The following is a 17378-nucleotide window of genomic DNA, read 5'->3' as shown; positions in this document are numbered from 1 at the left end:
GACGGAGGCGGATAATGATGACGTTCCAACATATTGCCAAAGTGTTCGCGATGGCAGCGATTGCTGTTCTGGCTTCTGCATCGTTTGCAGTCGCGGAACAGGGCGGAAGATACTGGACGCCGGCAGACGGGCAATCCGTCCAGCATAAGGCGGCGCACGCGAGACAACACGTCGCGAAGCCGGCCAAGCGGAAGCAGGCCGCGCCTGCCCATACGAAGGAGTCGGCTGCACCGAAGCAGAGAGAGCATCATTTGATCCTGCAGGTAAACACCAATGACGCCCCGGCGATGAATCTCGCGCTCAACAACGCGATCAACGTGGCGCAGTACTACAAGGACGCCGGCGAGAAGGTGAGGATCGAGGTCGTCACATTTGGACCCGGACTCCACATGCTGCGTGAAGACACATCGCCGGTAAAAGCGCGCATCGAGGAAATGGCTCTCAGCACGCCTGAGGTTTCGTTCAAGGCCTGCGGCAACACCCAGGAGAAAATGAAGAAGGCCGAGAACAGGGACATACCGATTGTTCGCCAGGCGGAGATCGTGAAATCGGGCGTCGTGCGCGTGATGGAATTGCAAGAGATGGGCTGGACCTACGTCAAGCCGTGACAGGTGGGTAGCGGCAATGACGTCGGCCGCCCTCGCCGCGTCTGGGAGCATTTCCTTTGAAATTCGCGGTGTCGAGCACTGCGTCATTCACTGCCGTGAAAGCCATGCCGGAATCAGCCAGCACCAATCTCGGGTTTCCTCCGGGCTCACGCGTTCAGGTAAAGCCTGAAGCCGGCGCTCGCTTGGCTGGAAAGACCGGACGCGTCATTGGCGGCGGATTTTATCCGAAAAGCCTCCGTCTGGTCCTGGACGGATCGAAAGTTCCAATCACTCTGCACGTGAACTACGTGGCGGCGATTGACGACGACGTCGACCCGATGAAATCGGATTGATGGATGGGCTGGCGTCGGGCCAGAAACGCAGGCCTGCTCTAAGGTCGTTCCAATGTAATGGAGAGAAGTAGAGCTTGCGTTGAGCGACGTTCCTTCCATTTCATTTCCGGCAATTGCCTTGCATCCCGTCAAGTAAGTCGCGACGCCGCAGGTTGCCCGGGCATCATTGACTTGAGCTTGTTGGCAGCACGGATGGCGAAGCCCAGCGGAGCCGGATTGTTCAGCCGGCAGAAGGCGACCTTCTTCACACGATCCTCGACGTGCCACTTGGCATGCGCACCGGTGCGGAACAAGATCACGTCGCCGGCACCATAACGCGTCGGCGGTGCACCGTCGACCTCGAGCATGATTGATCCTTCGAGGATCACGACGGTCTCGTCGAAATCGTAATGCCAGTTGAACTTGCCCTGGGTGCAGGACCAGATCATGGTCCAGGCAGTCTTACATGCGCTCCTCGACACAAGGTGCGAACGAGCTTCCGGATTGCCTTCAATGATCCACGACGGCTCTATCGGAGCAGGCTTGAGATTGACCGTCTCGCAATATGCCGCTTGAACAAGTTCGCGCATCAACGCCTCGCATGCATCATTCGCATTGCTTCAAGGATATCTGGCGCCGGATCCCGGCGTCCCCAGTGACTTGCATATTCAGGCTTCCTGTGAAGCGCGTGAAGAGGCCGCGTTGTCGCATCACCACTAAGAGGTACCTCTTCCCGGCAAGTTCACGGATGGTGTTTGATCCGCCTCGTGGCGATTGACGGCTCAGGAACCAACCGCGTGCTGTTGGCAAAGAGCGACGTGCCGGAGAGCTTGACTGTTCGGAAATCCCCGATCTGACAAAAATTCCGGCGTTCCGACACACCCCGGGCCCCGATCATGACGATGTGTCATCGATCCACAGGACGGGACGATATGCGGCCGGCGACGCTCGCCTCTAGCGCGGAACGTCGGCCGCCCGCTCCAGCTTCTGCAGGCAACGCGAGGCGCGGACCGGCATGGCGGGGCCGTAGCGATGCTCGCCCGAGCCGAGAATGGCTGCCACTGGTTTTCCTGCTGTTGCGTGCGGCGCTTGCCCGCTCAGGCGAAGGTGCAGCCCTTGGACTCCAGCACCTTGCCGATGCCAGACAGTTCGAGGATGTCGCCGCCGGCCTTGAGGGCCTTCATCACGCCGGCTTCCTTGTCCTCGCGCGCCGCCGACTTGACGCAGACATCGGCGATGTTCTCCTTCGGCACGATCACGACTCCATCGTCATCGGCGCTCACGATGTCACCGGGGCGGACGGCGATGCCGCCGATGACGATCGGCTGATTGATGGTGCCGAGCGTCTCCTTGACCGTGCCCTTCATGCAGAGGCCGTAGGAGAAGACGTTGAAGCCGGTGTCACGCACCGCAAGGCCGTCGCGAACGCCGGCATCCGTGACCAGCCCGACGATGCCCTTGGCGACACAGGCCGTCGCCAGCACCTCGCCGAAGCCGCCCTGCTCGGGATGATCGCCCGCGCTCACCACGAGCACGTCGCCCGGCTTGGCCAGCGAAATCGCCGTGATCAGCATCATGTTGTCGGCCGGATGGCAGCTCACCGTCAGTGCCGGCCCGCAGGCGCGCATCCCGGAATAGATCGGCTTGATGCGGGAGGTCAGCGCGCCCGATCGTCCCTGCGCCTCGTGAAGGGTGGACGGAGGAAACTTCTTGATGCGCTCGACAAGCTCGGCGGTGGGCCGTTCGAATGTCCTGATCACATGCACCATGATAACCTCCTTGCGGTCGCGATCTCCGTTACACCTCCATAATCAACCGCCTTGAGGCGGCAAATTCAGATTTTAGGATTGCCGCATCGTGTTTTGTTATGGCTCGTCCTTCGGCCCTGACGTTGGACCACCGGTGGCGATGGCACCCGAGCCGAGGTGGACATCGAACGGCCCCCAGGTCTTGACGATGATCTCGAGCAAGATCTTGTAGACGGCGAATGCGGCGTCGGACAACGCTGCGTTATCGGAAATGCATAGCGACATCTGCTGCGAGGCCGACGGCGCGTTGATCCGCCGAATGCAAAGTTCGTCGAGGTTCGGCAACTCCTTTGCGATCGACATGGGCAGCACTGCCGCCCCCACTCCGGCTGCAATCGCCGAAGACAAGGTCGATTGGGAATGGATCTCGGCGACGATGCGCGGGCGGAGTCCCGCCTCGGCACAGACCCGCTCGACGGTCTGTCGCAGGAAGGATTCCCGATATGGCAGGAGCAGGTCGAATTGCGCGACCTCCGCCGCGGAAACTTCATCAGGAGGCATCTGTTCCGGATACATGCTGCGGGGCGCGACAAGATAGAAGTACTCGCGCATCAGCGGCTTGTAATCGAGACCGGTCACCGGGCGCTCGCCGTAGAGGACAGCCATATCCATGCTCCCCTTCAGCATCATCTCGCTGAGCATGACCCCGGAGCTGTCGTAAATGTGCGGCACGATGCCGGGATAGCGTTCGCGTATCTGCGTGAGCAGCGGGGTCGCCAGCAATGCCGCCGAGCTGAGCGGGGCCAGGCCGATCGTGACGTTGCCGGTCAGCTCCGGCTTGTTGTCCAGAATGGTGCGCCTGGCCTCTTCGAGCTGCCGCTGGATCGACTTGGCATAACGGTAGAGGATTCGTCCGGCCTCGGTAGGTTTGACCCCGCGGGCGCTGCGGTCGAGCAGCTTGCACTTGAAATCCGCCTCCAGGCTCGCAATGTGCTGGCTCAGGGCCGGCTGCGCGACATTCAGCACCTTCGCCGCGCTCGTCATGCTGCCGAGATCCACGACCTTGATGAAGGCCTCCAAGCGCTTTGTATCCAATACGACGTCTCCGGATATCCAGTCAGGGAGCAATGCAGCAGCAATAGGCTGAAGCTATGGGATCAGAAGGAATTGTTCTTACCACCGGGAACCTGAGGGGCCTATAGCTAGTGCTGAACTCGTCCGCCGCTCGCGTTGCAGCCGACGCCACCAGCGGGTTGGACGGTAGCAGAGGAGCCCTCGCGGATGGGATTTTCGGACTATCGGACGGCCCTGGTGACGGGCGCATCCTCCGGAATAGGGGCTGCGACGGTTCGCCGCCTGAGTGTGGAAGGGCTCGAAGTCTACGCCGTAGCGCGCGACGCCGCTCGCCTGAGCGCCCTGTCCGCGGAGACCGGATGCCGCCCCTGCGCCGTCGACATCAGCGACCTCGACGCGCTTGCGACATTGGCGAAGTCGGCCGAGTTCGATGTCCTGGTCAACAACGCCGGCCAGTCCCGGCGCGGCAATATCCTGGACACCACACCCGAGGATGTCGACGCCCTCATCGACGTCAATTTGCGCGCGGTCCTGCACTTGACGCGGCTGATCGTGCCGGGCATGGCACGCCGCGACCGCGGCCACGTCGTCAACATCTCCTCGATCGCCGGCCACTACGCGTTTGGCGGCGGCAACACCGTATATCACGCCACCAAGGCCGGCATTCACTCGCTATCGCAGCAACTGCGCGTCGATCTCTATGGGACCAGGGTTCGCGTCACCGAGATATCGCCGGCCCGGGTCGAGACCGAGGTTTTCGGCCGGCTGCTGGGTGATCTCGCCGAAGCCAAGCGTCGCTTCTTCGACGACTATGATTCACTTCAGCCCGAGGACATCGCCAATTCGATCGCGTTCGCGGTTGGGTCGCCGGCGCGCATGAATGTCGCCTTCATGGAAGTCCTACCGACCCAGCAGGTCGTCGGCGGCCTCAATTTTGCACAGAAGAGCCGGCCGCCTGCGGAGTGACGCATGAACGCCCCGAACTCGACAGGCCGTCAACGCGGAACGTGACTGTGGACCTCGCCAAAATCGAACAACTCGTCGATCTCGTTACGCGCTCCTCCATCGCGGAGCTGGACCTCACGCAGGACGGCGCCCGCATCCGCATCCTCAAGCGCGTGTCTGCAGGAGCACCTGCGGTCCCCGCGCAGCCTGCAAGCGTGATCAGCGTTGAGGCTCCCACGCTCGATCACCAGGCAAGCCCGGCTCCCGAGGCTGCTACTGACGTCATCGTGCCCGCGCCGATGCATGGCATCTTCTACCGCGCTGCGGCGCCGGACGAGCCGCCGCTGGTCGAGGTCGGCGCGCGGATCGAGGCCGGGCAGAAGATCTGCATCATCGAAGCGATGAAGACCTTCATCGACATCGCGGCCGAGGCGCCCGGTGTCGTGCTTGCAATCCTCGCGGAGAACGGTGAGGAGATCGCAGCGGGTCAAGCCCTGTTCCGGATCGGTCCTGCGGGTTCGTCCTGATGTTCGACAAGGTCCTGATCGCCAATCGCGGCGAGATCGCGCTTCGCATCCAGCGCGCCTGTCGGGCGATGGGTCTCAAGACGGTCGTCATTCACTCGGAGGCGGACCGCGACGCGCGCTATGTCGCGCTCGCAGACCAGGCGCTCTGCATCGGGCCGGCGCCCGCGAGCAGCACCTATCTCAACGTTGCGGCGATCCTGCTCGCAGCCGAGGTCAGCGGCGCCCAGGCGATCCACCCGGGTTACGGCTTCCTCTCTGAGAGTGCAGAGTTCGCCGATCGGGTCGCGCGCGCCGGCCTCACTTTCATCGGCCCGCCGGCCGATTGTATCCGGACCATGGGAGACAAGGTCGCAGCCAAGCGCGCGATGCGGATGGCGGGCGTGCCTTGCGTGCCCGGGCCGGACAGCACCCCGCCGGAAGATCCGGTCGAGGTGCGCGCGATCGCGCGGGACATCGGATACCCCGTCATCATCAAGGCCGCCGGCGGCGGCGGCGGACGCGGCATGCGGATCGTGCGCAGCGAGGCCGCGCTGGACGAGGCGCTGGCGCTGACCCGCGCGGAAGCCAGCAAGGCCTTCAAGAACGCTGCGGTCTACATCGAGAAATTCCTCGAAAAACCGCGCCATATCGAGATTCAGGTGCTGTGCGACCGGCACGACAACCATCTCTGGCTCGGCGACCGCGACTGCTCGCTTCAACGCAGGAACCAGAAGATGGTCGAGGAAGCTCCCGCGCCCGGCATCGACCGCGCGCTGATCGAGCGGGTGGGCGCAAGCTGCGTCGAGGCCTGCCGGCGGATCGGCTATCGCGGCGCCGGCACGTTCGAATTCCTCTACGAGGACGGGCAATTCTTCTTCATCGAGATGAACACGCGCGTCCAGGTGGAGCATCCCGTCACCGAGATGACGACGGGCATCGACATCGTCAAGGCGCAGATCCGCATCGCGCAAGGCGAGCCGTTGGGCATCGCGCAAGGCGACATCGCCCGTGTCGGCCATGCCATTGAATTCCGCATCAATGCCGAGGACCCCACCACTTTCGCGCCCTCGCCCGGCACGGTGACGCGCTGGGACGTGCCGGGCGGCATCGGCATCCGCATCGATTCGCATATCACCGCCGGCGCCACCGTTCCCCGGCACTATGACTCGCTGATCGCCAAGCTGATTGCCCACGGCGGCACCCGCGAAGAAGCTCTGGCGCGTGCGCGCGTCGCCTTGTCTGAACTCTGCGCCGAAGGCATCCGAACCAATGTGCCGTTGCATCAGGCGATCCTCGCCGATCCCGCGTTCTGCCGCGGCGGCTACGACATCCATCATCTCGAGCACTGGATGAATACGAAGGTGGCCGCGCCATGACGACGCCTGACCGATCGCGGATCAGCCTGCTCGGGACGTCAGCTCTCCTGTTCGAGGCGCCCGGCGCGTTCGATCTTCCGCATCAGCGGCGCATCTGGTCGCTGGCGGCGATCGCATCGAAATGGCCTGATATCCGCGAGGCCATTCCCGGCATCACCAATTTGATGCTGACCTTCGAGACCCCTCCGCGCGAGCTCGACACCCTGATCGCCGCCCTCAATGACGGTTGGGATGCGGCGGAAGGCCTCGCGATCGGCGGCCGCGAAATCAGGCTGCCTGTCACCTATGGTGGCGAGATCGGATCGTCTCTTCAGTCCGTCGCCGATCATTGCGGCCTGTCCGTCGACGACGTGGTCTCGATCCATGCCGCGCCGCTCTACACGGTGTTCGCGCTCGGCAGCCATCCCGGCTATTGCTATCTCGGCGGCATGGACCCGCGCATCACCATGCCGCGCCGGCAGACGCCGCTGCAACGCTCCGCTGGCGGCTCGGTCTCCATCGGCGGATCGCAGACCGGTGTCTCCGCATCGCCCGGGCCGAGCGGCTGGCACGCCATCGGGCATACCAGCTGGACGTTCTTCGATCCGTCCTGGCCGACGCCTGCCGCGCTCGCGCCGGGCGATACGATCCGTTTCGAGATCGAACGGGTGATCCGGTGATCGAGATCCTGTCAGTCACAGGACCCGCGAGCGTCCAGGATCTCGGCCGCTTCGACCAGTATCGCTTCGGGGTCGGCACGTCGGGTGCGATGGACGATGTCGCCCTGCGTGCCGGCAACATCCTTCTCGGCAACGACGAGAACGCCGCCGGCATCGAAATCCCGATGCTGCCGTTCAAGCTTCGTTTCGGCCGGGACATGGCCTTTGCGCTCACGGGCGCCGATGTCGAGGCCGAGATCGCAGGACGCGTGATCCCGCCATGGTGGCGGTCGCACGTCGGTACCGGCGATATCTTGACCGTCAAGACAATGCCCCGCGGCGCACGGCTCTATCTGACCGTTGGCGGCGGCATCGACGTGCCCATGGTGCTGGGCTCGCGCAGCACGCAGTTTCGCGGCGAGTTCGGCGGCTGGCACGGACGGCCGCTCCAGCCCGGCGACGTCCTGCCCTGCGCCGCGTCGAGCGCGACCATCGGGGAACTCGGGATCGAGCCGGCCGGCACCACGCTGGCGCGGCCGAACGCCGCCGCGGACGAGACCATCGTCAGGGTCGTGATTGCCGGGGAGTATGACGGGTTCGACGCCGCCACACAGACGCTATTCTGGTCCAGCAGCTGGAAGATCACGCCGCAGAGCAACCGTTACGGCTACCGCCTGCAAGGCCCCGCCGTGAAGCCGAAGGCACCGATCGAGAAGCGCTCGCACGGCATCGTCCCCGGCGTCATCCAGATTCCGCCGAACGGACAGCCCATCATCCAGATGCGCGACGCGCAGACCTCCGGCGGCTACCCGAAGATCGCAACCGTGATCCGCGCCGATCTGTGGCGCGTCGGGCAAGCGCGGCTCGGCGGCAAGCTGCGGTTCGAGCAAACTGCTTATACCGATGCGCTGGCAGCCGAAGCCGAGATGTCGGCCTATCTCGAGCGGCTCAGGACCAATGTGCGCCTTGTCGAGGAGACTAGAACATGCCGATAGAGCTGACCGACATCGCGCGTCTGGCGCAGATCCTCGAAAGGTCCGGCGTCGACACGATCGAGATCGAGGAGCCCGGCCAGTCCCTGAAGCTCGTCGTCGACACGGACCCGCGAATGGCGGCGTCTCCGACGCTTATCGTCCCTGATGCAGACCATTCCGTCATCGCCAAAGCCGACATCGCAGGACATTTCCTTGCGGCTCATCCCTGGCGGGACCAGCCGTTCGTCGTACCCGGCCAACGCATCGAGGCCGGCGAGATCGTCGGCCTCGTCAAGATCGGGCTCTTGTATTCGCCCATCGTGGCGCCGGCGGCCGGCACCGTGGATGCCGTGATCGTGGAGCCTGGCGCAACGGTCGGCTACGCTACACCGATTGTGCGCATCCGCCCGATCAATTGAGCAGCACCGTTGCCGGCGTGACTTCGCCGCCGCCCTGCTCGATCACGCGGCGCACAGTAGCGGCAAGGTTGACCGATCCGGGCGTGTCGCTGTGGATCAGAATCGAGCGCGCCTCGACCTTGATCGACTTGCCCTCGATGGTCTGCACGGTGCCGCTGTCGAGGAAGCGCTTGACCCGCTCGGCCACCGCTTCGGTCGAGGTGATGACGGAGTTGGGAAGCTTGCGGGACACCAGTTGGCCGTGCTCGTCATAGGCGCGATCAGCCAGGAACAGAGTGAGGATGCGCAGGCCGACCTTGCGCGCGGCGCGCACGATCTCGGCATCAGGCTGCGAGAACACGATGAAGTCGCGATTGATGGTCGCAATCGCGCGGGCAACGACATCGGCCATGTCGGGTTCCGCATTGACCATGTTGCCCATCGCGGCATGGAAGCTGACATGGGTCACGCGGTGGCCCGCATTGGCCGCGATCGCCTGCAACGCGCCGATCTGATAGACCATGTGCTTCTCGAGCTCGGCGGCATCCATCTGGATCACGCGGCGGCCAAATCCGAGCAGGTCGGGTAGGCCCGGATGGGCGCCGACCTCGACCCCCTTCTGCTTCGCCAGGCGAACCATGCGATCCATGATGATGGGATCGCCGGCGTGGAAACCGCAGGCCACATTGGCCGACGAGATGATGCCCATCAGCGCCTCGTCGTCGCAGATGCGATAATTGCCAAAACCTTCGCCCATGTCCGAATTGATGCCGATTTTCATGTTCGTACCCTGCTCTTGTTATTGTTGACGTCCACTCAAAGCGCTCGATACAGATCCGCGGTCGCACGCAGCTTCGCGAGGTAGTCGTTGACGGGAGCCATGGCCGCGACCGCGTCCTGGTAGCTCACCTCACTGAAGGCGATGACCGATCCCGGTGCCGCCTGGCCGAGGCGCCAGAGATCAGCCTGGATCACGGTCGCCATCTTCGGATAGCCACCGGCCGTATTGGCATCGCTCATCTGGATGATCGGCTCGCCGGCCGGCGGCACCTGCACGACGCCGGCCACCACACCGTGCGAGCGCATCTCGACCGGCGCGTCCAATGTGAGCTTGCCGCCGGTGAGGCGGTAGCCGCCCCGGTCGCTCTGGGCGCTGATCTTCCATCGCGTCGACCAGAACGTCGCCTGCATCGCCTCCGAGAACAGGTCGTACTCGCCGGCCCGCATCACGCGGATCCGCAGCGCACGATCGTCCGCTGGAGCGGCGCCTGGAATCGCGACATCCGGCGGCGCGACGCCGAAGTCGAAGCGGCCCTCGCTGCTGTGCGACGAGCTTCCGATCGGCACGACGTCGCCCGCCTGCAAGGTACGGCCCTCGAGCCCGCCGAAGCCGCCGCGCAGATGCGTGCTGCGCGAGCCCAGCACGCGCGGAACTTCGATGCCGCCTCCGAACGTCGTGTAGACCCGCGCACCGCGCCGCGGCGCGGTGATCGCGAGAACGTCGCCCGCCTTCGCCCGCGTGCACCACCACGGCCGAACGACTGATCCGGGCAGCGTCGCATCGTGATCGGCACCGGTGAGCGCAAATGCGGTGTCGGCCGAAAAGCGCAGGCGGAACGGAAAAGTCTGGATCTCGATGCCGGCCGCATTGTCGTCATTGCCGAGCAGCGCATTGCCGGCGGCGAGCGCGACGGGATCCATTGCGCCCGAGGTGCTCACGCCGAAACGGCGCGCGCCGTGGCGGCCCAGGTCCTGGATGGTGTTGAAGGCGGGGCTGGTCAGGATTTCGATCACAGCTCGATCCGCTCGATTCTGAATTTGACACGGTCGCCCGGAAGCATGAGCGACGGCCGCTCGGACTTCGGATCGAACATCGCGATCGAGGCCCAGCCGATGGCGTTCCATCCATTCGGACTTGTCAGCACCGCGACGCCTGTCTGCATGCCGCCGATCGTCACCGAGCCTGCGCGCATGTTGAGCGACGGCACCGATTTACGTGGCATATGGATGCGCGGATCGAGGCCGTGGAGATAGCCGAACCCCGGCGAACTCGCGACCGCGCAGACGGTGTATTCGCCCTCGCTGTGAATCCTGATGACGGCGCGCTCGGACAGTCCGGCGCGCTTCGCCACCGCCGGCAAATCGAAGCCGAGCTCGCCGCCATAGACCACGGGAATCTCGATGAGCTTGCCGTCGGCATTGCGGCCGGGCAAACGATGCCATAGCTCGACGATCGAAGCGCTGAGCATGCCGATATCCGCCGGCGGCTGCTCGAATACGAGCATCACATTGGTGACGCCAATGACGGCCTCCTGGACGTTGGGCCAAGTGGAAACTGCTTCCGCAAGGGCCCAGACGCGTCCCTGCTGAACCAGGTCGAAGTCACCGGGCGCCTCGACCAGCATCGCAAGCGTGCCGATCAGGCTGATCTTCGGGCTTTTCTCGATCGTGCCGACAAAGGGAGCGTTTGGCTGATTAATCGACAAAAGGGCCTCGCTGGTCGAACGCCCGCGGCGCTGCCACCCCTAAATCTAGCCAAGCGGCGTAAGCCGATCCAAGACGATGTTCGTCTGCGGGTATAAGGGATGTCGATTGCCGGCAGGACGTCGCGCTCGCCTCCGATTTCAGTGACGCGCGATGACGTGATTGCTGGGCGACTCCCATCGCGCCACGACCTCCTCGCCCACCGCGTATCGGAGCCCGGCCTGCTGCGACTGATTCTGCTCGAATACGATGATCTGCCCGCCGCTCTGCGTCTTGAGATAATAATGACTGACGAATCCACGATAGATGGCCTGGTCGACACGCGCCGTCACGCTGTTGGCACGTTGCGCCGCCGGGCTCTGGCCAACGCGCTCGACCACGATCGCCTCGGGCCTGATCGAGACCATCACGTCGCTTGCCGATTGTGGGATCTGGTCGACCTGAAGGCTCAATTCGGGCGAGACGCGAATGACGGCTCCACTTCCATTGCGCTGCTCGACAGGCCCATGAAACAGATTTGACGCTCCGATGAACTGCGCGACGAATTTCGAGGCCGGGCGCTGGTAGATTTCCGTCGCCGAGCCGACCTGCTCGAGCTTGCCATCGCGCATGACCACAATCTTGTCGGCCATCGTCAGGGCTTCATCCTGATCGTGGGTCACCATGATGGTGGTCAGGCCGAGCCTGCGCTGAAGGGCGCGCAGCTCGACCTGCATGCTCTCGCGAAGTCCCTTGTCGAGCGCCCCGAGCGGCTCGTCCAGGAGCAGCATGGCCGGCTCGATCACAAGGGCCCGCCCCAATGCGACGCGCTGCTGCTGGCCGCCTGAGAGTTGCGCCGGATAGCGCTTGCCGAAGCTGGAGAGCTGCACGAGGTTGAGCGCTTCGCCCACCTTTCTTGCGGCATCGGCCTTGGATATCCCGCGCATCTCGAGGCCGAAGGCGATGTTCTCCTCGACGGTCAGATGAGGAAACAGCGCGTAGTTCTGGAACAGCATCCCGACATTGCGGCGATGCACGGGAACGCCGGTCATCCTCCTGTCGTTCACGAAGACGTCGCCGGATGTCGGGCGGATCAGCCCCGCGATCATGCGCAGGCAGGTCGTCTTGCCGCATCCGCTCGGACCGAGCAGCGCGACCATATGGCCGGGCTCGATCGTGAGCGAGACGTCGTCGACCGCAACGGTACGGTTATATTCCTTGCTGAGGCGGTCAAGCCTGACTTCGGAAGACCTCATGGCAGCCTGTCCTAGCTCGTGAACACCTGATTATAGCGCTCCAGCCACGGACCGCGGCGCGGAACGATGAACTTCCAATCCGGCGTGAACAGTCCGAGATCGGTCGCCTTGGTGTCGGGATAGGCCAGGAACTTGGCCGTCTCCGGCTTGAAGTCGATGCCGCCGACCGAGGGCGCGCTGAGCGTCTGCTCGGACAGCATCTTGGCGACCGAAGGCTCCAGAATGCGGTTGATCAGGGCACAGGCAAGCTCCGGCTCGGGCGCATTCTTGACCAGCGTCATGCTGTTGATGCCGGTGAACGCACCTTCCTTGGGGAAGGTCATGTCGATCGGCATACCCTTCGCCGTGTGCGGATAGATCGCCTTCGAATATTCGATGCCGCCGATCGTCGCCTGGCCCTGGGCCACCTGGAGCACCTGCGCCTCGCTGTCGTAGATCGTCAGGACGTTGGGCTTGAGAGCAGCGAGCTTGTCCCAGCCGCTATCGACCAGATATTGCGCCTCCTGCAGCGGCTTGCCGGTCGTGAGCGCCGTCGCCACGATGAGCATCAGCACGCTCTGGGTGTTCTTGGGCGTGTTCAGCAGGATCTGCTTGCGATATTTCGCGTCGAAAATCTGCTCATAGCTCTCCAGCGGCTTCGTCACCTGCGGATTGATGAACATCGCCGCGCTCGAGATCGAGAAGCCGACGCCGTAGCCCTCCTCGAACAGATAGCGCTTATAGACCTTCTCGAGGTTGGGAATTTTCCCGGCATCGAGCTTGTCGATCAGCCCTTCCTGCTTGGCCTGAGGGATGCCGACATCGTCCATCATCATCATGCTGAAGCGCGGCGTATCACGCGTGGCGCGGAGAGCGGCGATGTTGGACAGCGTCGCGCCTTCGATGGTGAAGACGCGGCACTTGAACTCGGCCTCGAATTTCGGAATGACCTCTTTCTGGATCAGCTTGCCCAGCGCGGAGTTGTAGACGCCGACATGCAGCTGCTTGGCGTCCTGCGCCCGCGACCGGCTGATGATCGTCGGAAAGGCAACCGCGGATGCACCGGCCTTAATGAGAGTCCTACGTGTCAGCTTCATCGGTCCAATCTCCATCTACCAATGCACATCAGGCAGCCAGCGCGCGGCGAAGGCCGACCAGTTTCTCCAGCAGCAGCACGCCGACCATCGCCATCAGGATGATGATCGTCGACATCGCCGGCACGGAAGGGTCGAAGACGTTGACCAGTTGCCGCATCAGGACGAGCGGCACGGGCGAGTATTCCGAGTTCGCCAGCCACATCGTGACCGGGTAATTGTCGAAGGACACCATGAAGGCGAACAGTCCGCCGGCGGCGACGCCCGAGGCGATCTGCGGCAGCGTCACGCGCCAGAAGGTTGTCAGCCGGTTTGCGCCGAGGGTGCGCGCGGCATCCTCCAGGTTCTCATCCACGAGCTGGAGGCTGGTGACGACGGTGCGGATGACATAGGGCGACGTCACGACCACGTGCCCGATCAGGAGATTGAGCCGCGCATCCTGCGAACCGAGCTTGGTCAGGACCTGAAGCAGCGCCAGGCCCGTGACCAGCGCCGGGAAAATCAGCGGCGACAGCAGGAATCCCTTGATCGCCGCCAGGCCGAAGAAGCGGCCGCGGACCAGCGCAAAGGCTGCCGGCACGCCGAACAGGAGCGAGCCCGCCGTCGTGCCGAGCGCGAGCAGGATGCTCAGCCTCATCGCCTCGAGGAAGTCGCGGTCCTGGAGAACCTTGGCGTACCATTTCAGCGTGAAACCCTGCGGCGGGAACGTCACGAAATAGGAATCGGAAACCGACACGGCCATGACGAGGAGCAGCGGCGCCAGGATGAACAGCATCATGCCGGCGGTGATCGTGTAGAGGATGAAGGCGCCGAAGCCGGAAAACCGCTCGTCCATCACTCGGGCCTCCTGAGGCGCCGGCCTTCCAGAAGCCACATCGAGACGCCGTTCACCGCAAGGACGAGGCCGACGAGAACGACGGCAATCGCAGCGCCGAACGGCCAGTCGTAGACGACGAAGATCTGCTGCTCGATCAGATTGCCGAGCATCACCGCCGAGGCGCCGCCCAGGATCGCGGGGATGACGAACGAGCCGGCGGTGAGCGAAAAGACCAGGGTAAAGCCGGCGACAAAGCCGGGCATGCTCAGCGGCAGCGTCACGCGGAGGAACACCTTCCACCATGGCGCGCCCAGCATCCGGGCCGCATCTTCGAGATTGGGATCGATCTTGCCGAGCGCCGAGGCCAAAGGGAGAACCATCATCGGGAAGAACACGTGCAGCGATCCGATGACGACGGCGGCCTCGGTGTAGAGGACCGATATCGGTGCGTCGACGATATGCAGCGTCATCAGGATCCAGTTCAGCATTCCCTTTGGACCGTTCTGGAGCACCAGCTGCCAGCCGTAGCCGCGAACCACCACACTCACGATCAGGGGCGCGATGACGATCAGAGTAATGATCCGCGTGACCATCGGACGGCTCTTGACCATCACCAGCGCGACCGGATAGGCGAGCACTGTCGCAAGCACCGAGGTGATGATGCTGATCCGCAGCGTCGTCCAGAGCACGCGTGCATAGAGCTCGACGTTGATCAGACGCGCATAGTGCGCCAGCGTAAATGGACGGCCGATGATGCCGCGGCTGTCCTGGGTCTGGATGCTCGAGAGCAGCAGCCCCAGCGCCGGATAGAAGAAGAAGTATGTGAGGAATGCCAGCATCGGGACGGCCAACAGCCCGACTGGCAATGCCAGGCGCCACCGCGGTGCCCCCCGGGTTGCCGGTGGAGCTTGAACACCTAAGACTGCCACCGCATCGTTGCTGGTGGTCATCGCTGGCCGTCCTCGACTGCGCGATACCAAGACAATACCCCTCTTTGCACAAAGCTTATGCGTCGGCATCCTACAGGACCAAGAACATCTTCGTTTAGGGGCATTAGGAAGGATTATGACAATTGGTTCGGCATACTGCTCCGATCTTGGTCGACGAATGCCGCCAGCTGCATCTTTCGTTCTCCGCCGAGGGCCATGCCCCTGACATATCGACGCCCGGTCAGCGCAGGCTTTCGCAGAAGCTCGCGATACGCCGGCAGCCTTCCCTCAGCGATTCGGTATCGGTCGCGTAGGAAATTCGGAAGTACGGGCTCATGCCGTAGGCGCCGCCCGGCACCGCCGCGACATGCTGCTCCTCCAGCAGAGCCGAGATGAAGTCGGCATCGGTGTCCAGCCGTCGCCCGCCCCTCGTGGTCTTGCCGATGCAGCCGGCGATATTTGGAAACACGTAGAAGGCCCCTTGGGGCTTGTGGCAGGTGATGCCGGGGATCTGGTTGAGGAGCTTGACCACCAGATCGCGCCGGTCGCGATAAATGTCGGCGCGCTCTTTCAGGTAGTCCTGCGGTCCGTCCAGGACCGCGACGGCCGCCGCCTGGCTCACCGTGCAGATTCCTCCGGTCGCCTGACCGTGGACATTGTTCATTGCCGCGATCAGGTCCCTGGGACCGCCGCAATAGCCGACCCGCCAGCCGGTCATGGCGTAGGCCTTGGACGCGCCGTTCACGGTCACGACGCGATTCCTCAGCCTCGGCTCAACCTCCGCGATGGTGCAGAACTCGAAGCCATCGTAGGTAAGATGTTCGTAGATGTCGTCGGTGAGAATCCAGACGTCGGGGTGCTTCAGCATGACATCGGCGATCGCGCGCATCTCCTCGCGCGTGCAGGCAGCGCCAGTCGGATTGTTGGGGAAATTCAGGATCAGCCACTTCGTCCGGGGCGTGATCGCCGCATCCAGGTCCGCCGGGCGGAGCTTGAACTGGTTGTTCTCCGGGCAAGGCACCGCGATGGGCGTCGCCTCCGCCAGAAGAACGATGTCCGCATAGGTGATCCAGCCCGGCGCCGGAATGACGACCTCGTCGCCGGGATTGCAGGTCGCAAACAGCGCGTTGAAGATGATCTGCTTGCCGCCATTGGCAATCAGGATCTCGTCGAGGGCGTAGTCGAGATTGTTCTCGCGCTTGAACTTGCGCTGGACCGCGGTCCGCAGCGCCACGGTCCCCGGCTGCGCCGGATATTTGGTATCGCCGGCGAGAGCGGCCCGATGTGCGGCCTCGATCGCGTGCGGCGGCGTCGGAAAATCGGGCTCGCCGGACGACAGGCCCACGATCTTGACGCCGGCATCCCGCAACTCGCGCGCCTTGTCCGTCATCGCCGCCGAGGCCGACACCTTCACGGTCTTGAGGCGGTCTGCGAGTTCAGGCATTTTCAGCTCCACTTCTCATTTCTCTTAAACGTGCGGCCTCGGATCGGCTCGCAAATCGCAATTCACCGACGACCTGGAATGTTGGTACGACCTCGATCATCGCGACGTTCATCCGCGCTGGGGATCCCACCGCGAACGCAATGGCATCCGCGATGTCCTCGGACTGAAGCGTCTCGAAGCCGCCGACAAAGCGGGCATCCGGGTTGTCGGCGGCGTTCTGGTTCTGGAAGATGCTCGTCGCCACGCGCCCGGGCGAAACTTCGGTGACGCGAACGCAGGTGCCGTAGAGATCGGCGCGCAATTGCTGCGACAGCGAATGAATGCCCGCCTTCGTTGCGTGATAGGCCACCGATGAATTGAATGTCGTCGCGTTCTCGCCGAAGGCATAGTGGCCGGCGATCGACGAGACGTTGACCACGTGGCCGCGGTTGCGCCTCACCATGCCTGGTGCGATCAGCCGCGTCAGGTGCAGGACCGCCCGCAGATTGACGTCGACCAGCGTGTCGACATCATCAGGCGCTGTATCCAGAATAGTGCCGCGCCGCGACTGGCCGGCATTGTTGACGAGAACATCGAATTCGGCGGAGCTCGCAAGGCGCTTCAAGGCGTCGAGATCGTTCACATCGACCGCGCAGGCGTGGCATCCGGTCTCGGCAGACAGGCTGGCCAGCCGGCCAACGTCGCGCGCCAGCGCATGAACCTCGAGCCCCTCGGCGCGGAGGCGCCGAACCGTCGCAGCCCCGATACCGGAGGACGCGCCCGTCACCAACGCCGTTCGGTAGTCCGAAAATCCCATCCGCAGAGCTCTCTTGCAGTCA

Annotated in this window: 20 protein-coding genes; 8 read left to right on the top strand and 12 right to left on the bottom strand. The window is 63.7% G+C overall.

What is annotated here, in order from left to right:
* The first annotated feature begins 14 nt into the window (after positions 1–14).
* Together JQ592_RS28330 and JQ592_RS28325 are read left to right on the top strand one after the other, a co-directional pair.
* Entirely contained in the window at positions 15–608 is a 594-nt protein-coding gene (locus JQ592_RS28330; protein WP_211406062.1) for a DsrE family protein, read from the top strand.
* A gap of 56 nt (positions 609–664) precedes the next feature.
* A complete protein-coding gene (locus JQ592_RS28325) occupies positions 665–940 on the top strand; it encodes a hypothetical protein (RefSeq protein WP_246820728.1) in 276 nt (91 codons plus the stop codon).
* A gap of 128 nt (positions 941–1068) precedes the next feature.
* Here JQ592_RS28325 and JQ592_RS28320 read toward each other — a convergent pair whose 3' ends face one another.
* From JQ592_RS28320 to JQ592_RS28310, 3 genes are all read right to left on the bottom strand, one after another.
* Entirely contained in the window at positions 1069–1509 is a 441-nt protein-coding gene (locus JQ592_RS28320) for a cupin domain-containing protein (RefSeq protein WP_211406061.1), read from the bottom strand.
* A 507-nt stretch (positions 1510–2016) separates the two neighbouring features.
* Positions 2017–2688, bottom strand: a complete 672-nt coding sequence (locus JQ592_RS28315; RefSeq protein ID WP_211406060.1) for a 4-carboxy-4-hydroxy-2-oxoadipate aldolase/oxaloacetate decarboxylase — start codon at positions 2686–2688, stop codon at positions 2017–2019.
* 96 nt (positions 2689–2784) lie between these two features.
* On the bottom strand, positions 2785–3747 hold the full coding sequence (locus JQ592_RS28310; RefSeq protein WP_211406059.1) for a LysR substrate-binding domain-containing protein: 963 nt from the start codon (positions 3745–3747) through the stop codon (positions 2785–2787).
* 201 nt (positions 3748–3948) lie between these two features.
* Here JQ592_RS28310 and JQ592_RS28305 point away from each other — a divergent pair, with 201 nt between their 5' ends.
* The 6 genes from JQ592_RS28305 to JQ592_RS28280 are packed head-to-tail and all read left to right on the top strand — an operon-like array spanning position 3949 to position 8599.
* Positions 3949–4707 (top strand): SDR family oxidoreductase, encoded by a 759-nt coding sequence (locus tag JQ592_RS28305; RefSeq protein ID WP_211406058.1) that lies wholly within the window; start codon positions 3949–3951, stop codon positions 4705–4707.
* Positions 4708–4754: 47 nt separating this feature from the next.
* Positions 4755–5213 (top strand): acetyl-CoA carboxylase biotin carboxyl carrier protein, encoded by a 459-nt coding sequence (locus JQ592_RS38775; protein WP_211406057.1) that lies wholly within the window; start codon positions 4755–4757, stop codon positions 5211–5213.
* Positions 5213–6568, top strand: a complete 1356-nt coding sequence (accC, locus tag JQ592_RS28295) for an acetyl-CoA carboxylase biotin carboxylase subunit (RefSeq protein WP_211406056.1) — start codon at positions 5213–5215, stop codon at positions 6566–6568. The genes JQ592_RS38775 and accC overlap by 1 nt, the downstream gene beginning before the upstream one ends.
* Positions 6565–7227 carry a 5-oxoprolinase subunit PxpB gene (gene pxpB / locus JQ592_RS28290; protein ID WP_211406055.1) on the top strand — a complete coding sequence of 221 codons (663 nt, stop codon included), beginning with the start codon at positions 6565–6567 and terminating at the stop codon, positions 7225–7227. Before accC ends, pxpB (JQ592_RS28290) begins: the two co-directional genes overlap by 4 nt.
* The gene (locus JQ592_RS28285; RefSeq protein WP_211406054.1) at positions 7224–8201 is read left to right on the top strand and encodes a biotin-dependent carboxyltransferase family protein; all 978 of its coding nucleotides are present in this window, start codon (positions 7224–7226) and stop codon (positions 8199–8201) included. Before pxpB (JQ592_RS28290) ends, JQ592_RS28285 begins: the two co-directional genes overlap by 4 nt.
* On the top strand, positions 8192–8599 hold the full coding sequence (locus tag JQ592_RS28280; RefSeq protein WP_211406053.1) for an acetyl-CoA carboxylase biotin carboxyl carrier protein: 408 nt from the start codon (positions 8192–8194) through the stop codon (positions 8597–8599). The genes JQ592_RS28285 and JQ592_RS28280 overlap by 10 nt, the downstream gene beginning before the upstream one ends.
* Here JQ592_RS28280 and JQ592_RS28275 read toward each other — a convergent pair.
* The 9 genes from JQ592_RS28275 to JQ592_RS28235 form a co-directional block, all read right to left on the bottom strand.
* Positions 8592–9359, bottom strand: a complete 768-nt coding sequence (locus tag JQ592_RS28275; protein ID WP_211406052.1) for a LamB/YcsF family protein — start codon at positions 9357–9359, stop codon at positions 8592–8594. The genes JQ592_RS28280 and JQ592_RS28275 overlap by 8 nt on opposite strands.
* A gap of 35 nt (positions 9360–9394) precedes the next feature.
* Positions 9395–10372, bottom strand: a complete 978-nt coding sequence (locus JQ592_RS28270; RefSeq protein WP_211406051.1) for a biotin-dependent carboxyltransferase family protein — start codon at positions 10370–10372, stop codon at positions 9395–9397.
* The gene (pxpB, locus tag JQ592_RS28265) at positions 10369–11064 is read right to left on the bottom strand and encodes a 5-oxoprolinase subunit PxpB (protein ID WP_211406050.1); all 696 of its coding nucleotides are present in this window, start codon (positions 11062–11064) and stop codon (positions 10369–10371) included. Before pxpB (JQ592_RS28265) ends, JQ592_RS28270 begins: the two co-directional genes overlap by 4 nt.
* Positions 11065–11202: 138 nt before the next feature.
* Positions 11203–12297, bottom strand: a complete 1095-nt coding sequence (locus JQ592_RS28260; RefSeq protein WP_211406049.1) for an ABC transporter ATP-binding protein — start codon at positions 12295–12297, stop codon at positions 11203–11205.
* A gap of 11 nt (positions 12298–12308) precedes the next feature.
* Entirely contained in the window at positions 12309–13373 is a 1065-nt protein-coding gene (locus JQ592_RS28255; protein WP_246820727.1) for an extracellular solute-binding protein, read from the bottom strand.
* Between the two features lie 28 nt (positions 13374–13401).
* Entirely contained in the window at positions 13402–14205 is an 804-nt protein-coding gene (locus JQ592_RS28250; protein ID WP_025576071.1) for an ABC transporter permease, read from the bottom strand.
* Complete coding sequence (locus JQ592_RS28245) at positions 14205–15026, bottom strand: ABC transporter permease (RefSeq protein ID WP_246820726.1); 822 nt, start codon at positions 15024–15026, stop codon at positions 14205–14207. Before JQ592_RS28245 ends, JQ592_RS28250 begins: the two co-directional genes overlap by 1 nt.
* A 331-nt stretch (positions 15027–15357) precedes the next feature.
* Positions 15358–16560: a pyridoxal phosphate-dependent aminotransferase gene (locus JQ592_RS28240; RefSeq protein WP_211406046.1), complete on the bottom strand. Its 1203-nt coding sequence runs from the start codon at positions 16558–16560 to the stop codon at positions 15358–15360.
* Entirely contained in the window at positions 16553–17356 is an 804-nt protein-coding gene (locus JQ592_RS28235) for an SDR family oxidoreductase (RefSeq protein WP_211406045.1), read from the bottom strand. The genes JQ592_RS28240 and JQ592_RS28235 overlap by 8 nt, the downstream gene beginning before the upstream one ends.
* Between the last annotated feature and the right edge of the window lie 22 nt (positions 17357–17378).

It is taken from the genome of Bradyrhizobium iriomotense, assembly GCF_018129405.1.
GTDB lineage: Bacteria > Pseudomonadota > Alphaproteobacteria > Rhizobiales > Xanthobacteraceae > Bradyrhizobium > Bradyrhizobium iriomotense_B.
Note: the sequence above shows the minus strand (reverse complement) of the source record. Positions and strands in the feature narration are given on the sequence as shown.